The following is a 3,314-nucleotide window of genomic DNA, read 5'->3' as shown; positions in this document are numbered from 1 at the left end:
TCCCTCCACCAGCCCCTCCCTCCAGCGCTCCCTCCAGCGCTCCCGCCGCCAGCGCTCCCACTAGCGCCTCCCACAGCGCCTCGAAGCACTGTCCTAGCTGTTGGCCCAGTCCAGGGAAACAGCGACCTCCTCTTGGGTGCCGTCCGAGTAGCGAACCTGCAGCAGGACACCCTCCTCCGGGTAGTCCCGCAGCTCGTTCCCAGGAAACCACAACACAAAATAGCCATTGGCAACGCTCGCCTGAACTTCGCCCTCAGTGCGGCTGGAATAGGAAACACCGCTGACGTCGGATCCGGCTGCACCGACAACCATGGACAGTTCACCCGCTGGAGTTGCCCCCATTCCCATTGCCGTAGGCAACAGCTCACGCGGCGCAGGTTCGACATCTCCCGGGCGTCGACCGGAATAACCAAAGGAACCGCCAAAAAGCGACCCGTCCGTGACGCACATAGCCGAGAAGCTTCCCGGACCAGAGAGCACCACAGTGGTCCACTCACCCCGGCGTTCAGCAATAGCCACTTTGGCCTCTGAGGACTCTGAGGACTCTTCCGCAGTGTTCCGGTCCGAAGAACGGCAGTCGTTTCCGGCCCTTTCACTGGCCTCCGGATTCAGCGGCGACGGAGTCTGCGTCCAGCTCGCGAAGGCCGGATCCCCTCCCAATGCGACCGGCACCGCGATGATCCCCACGGCCACCGCGGCTGCGGCACCGACAAGAATCAGCTGGCGGTTGCGCCGCATCAGGTTGGGTTGACGCCGGCTCTGTTCACGCCGCGGATCCGTCCCGGCTGCATCGCCAGACAGAATCCGCTCCAGGTCCTGCCGGCTGCGCTCGGTACAGGCACGGGGCGGCCCGGCTGCATCCAGAGACTTCAGCAGCACATCCATTTCTCGGTCTCGCATCATCACGGTTTCCTTCCAACGGCAGGCGGCCGTACAGCCGCAGGCTTCGGCACAGCGACGGACGGCGGCACAACGGCAGTCCGCGGCACAACAGTGGATACAGGGAGATGGTCCAGCAGCAGCCTCAGCGCCCTGCGGGCACGGGTGAGCCGAATCCGGTAGGCAACAGGAGAAATTCCGAGCACGGCGGCCGCCTGCGGGCCGGAAAGATCCTCAAACACCGCCAGCCCCAGGGCTTCCTGATGAATTTCGGAGAGCTGCCGCCAGGCGCGGGCAAGGTCCACCCTCTGCTCGGCCAGGTCAATGTCGGCCGAGGAAACGGGAACGGAAGCAGCAAGGCGCACTCCAAGGGCATTCCGCCGCTGGTCTCCTCGCCTGCCGTTCAGCATGATGTTGCGGCAGATGCCAAAAATCCAGGCGCGGCTGTCACCAGTGTCAGTTGGCACGTCTTCAAACCGGCGCCAGACCACCAGGAACGTCTCCGCCACCAGGTCTTCGGCATGGTCTGCACCCGCGCGGCGCTGCACGAACCGGAGCAGGTCCGGATACATGGTGGCGTAGAGCGTCCGAAAGCGCCCCTCGCGGTCCGGCTTTCCTGAGAACTGGGTCATGCCCTATACCTGTCCGCCATCTGCCCGAGTGTTTCACATGGGCTTATGCCGCCGACCCAAACTTCTGCTGGCGGTTCCAACGGACAGCGAAAGCGCCAACCCCCGCAAGACCCGGTTCTACCCCGAGTACTGCCGCTTCAGGTCGGCCTTGCGGATCTTGCCGCTGGCCGTGCGGGGGAACTCTGCAACAATTTCCACAGTCTTGGGAATCTTGTAGCGGGCCAGCCGCCCGTCCAGATGAGCCGCCACTTCGGCAGGATCAAGGCTGTAACCCTCGCGCAGCGTAATCAGCGCCTTGGGCACCTCACCCCACTTTTCATCCGCAACGCCGATCACAGCCACGCCGCTCACCGCGTCGAGCTCGCTGATGATCTGTTCCACCTCAGCCGGGTAGATATTCTCGCCGCCGGAAATGATCATGTCCTTGAGCCGGTCGGAGATAAAAAGGAAGCCGTCGCCGTCGTAGTAGCCCATGTCCCCGGAACGGAACCAGTCCGCGCCGTCGAAGGCGGACTCCGTGGCGTCAGGGCGGTTCCAGTAGGACTTGATGACGTTGGGTCCGCTGATCTGTACCTCACCCACTTCGCCGGGATCAGCAGCACTGCCGTCAGGCCGGGCGACACGGACGGAGGTGAAAAAGTGCGGAATGCCGGCGGAACCGGCTTTTTCCCGGGAGTACGACGGCGGCAGGGCAGTGGCACCCGGAGCCGTCTCAGTCATGCCGTAGCCGCCGGAGAAACTCAGGCCGCGCTCTTCGTAGGCGTCGATGACACGTAGCGGCACGGCAGAGCCGCCGCAGGTGAGCTTCCGGAGCGAGCTGATGTCCCGTTTGGCCCAGTCCGGGTGTTCGCAGAGCAGCTGGTAGGTGGTGGGCACGCCGCTGATGTAGGTGGCCCGGTACTTTTCGATGAGTTCAAGGGTGCGGCCGGGCTCAAACCGGGTCTCAAGAATGACCGTTGCACCCTTGAGCAGGTTCGGGAGCACCCCCATGTCCAGGGATGCGACGTGGAACAGCGGGGAAATCATCAGCGCGATGTCATTCTCCGCGACGTCGTAGTCGACCAGCACGTTGAAGCAGTTCCAGGCCAGGTTGGCGTGTGTGAGGAGCGCACCCTTGGGCTGGCCGGTGGTGCCGGAGGTGTAGAGGATGATCGCGCCGTCCTCGAGGTCCACGGCAGCGTCCGCGAACCCTGCCGGTTCGCCAAAAGCAGATTCAAAGGGCTGAACGGGAGGACCCGTCTCCGCGCGGGCAGCGCCGCTTCCGTCGTCAACGAGCAGGCGGAGCCCGACGGCGGTGTCGACTGAGCCGCGGACCGCCAGCTCATCGAGGGCCAGGGTGTTGACCAGTACCGTGCTCCCGGAGTCCTGAAGCGCAAACTGGATCTCAGGCGGAGCCAGCCGGGTGTTCAGCGGGACGAACACCGCGCCAAGCGAGCCGGCAGCAAAAAAGGTCTCCAGGAAAGAAGGGTGGTTGTCGCCCAGGAACGCCACGCGCGTTCCGTGTTCGACGCCGGCGGCCCGCAGGGCAGCTGCCAGCCGGTTTATCCGGTCATCCAGCTGCGCGTACGTCACTGCCTGGTCGCGGAAGACCAGCGCGGTCCTGGCACCGGACTTGATCCGCTGCCGGTGGATCCATGAGCCAAGGCCCTGGTTCTGCATTTTCCAAACGTCCTTCGTCTGTACCGGATGTTCCGAATGTGCCGGTGTGAGCCGATGTGCCGGATGTCCCGGCGTGAGCCGGTTGGAGCGTGGTAGTGGGGGGGGGGGGGGGGGGGGGGGGGGGGGGGGGGGGGGGGCCGGGGG

Annotated in this window: 3 protein-coding genes; all 3 read right to left on the bottom strand. The window is 64.8% G+C overall.

Annotation, left to right across the window (positions count from 1 at the left end):
• Positions 1–93: 93 nt before the first annotated feature.
• Complete coding sequence (locus TVC13_RS17910) at positions 94–903, bottom strand: hypothetical protein (protein ID WP_422402480.1); 810 nt, start codon at positions 901–903, stop codon at positions 94–96.
• Complete coding sequence (locus tag TVC13_RS17905) at positions 903–1,511, bottom strand: RNA polymerase sigma factor (RefSeq protein WP_422402479.1); 609 nt, start codon at positions 1,509–1,511, stop codon at positions 903–905. The genes TVC13_RS17910 and TVC13_RS17905 overlap by 1 nt, the downstream gene beginning before the upstream one ends.
• Before the next feature lie 117 nt (positions 1,512–1,628).
• Entirely contained in the window at positions 1,629–3,170 is a 1,542-nt protein-coding gene (locus TVC13_RS17900) for an acyl-CoA synthetase (protein ID WP_422402478.1), read from the bottom strand.
• Between the last annotated feature and the right edge of the window lie 144 nt (positions 3,171–3,314).

It is taken from the genome of Arthrobacter sp. 3Tela_A (genome assembly GCF_049311025.1).
GTDB lineage: Bacteria > Actinomycetota > Actinomycetes > Actinomycetales > Micrococcaceae > Arthrobacter_B.
This window is presented reverse-complemented; position numbering and strand designations above follow the sequence as displayed.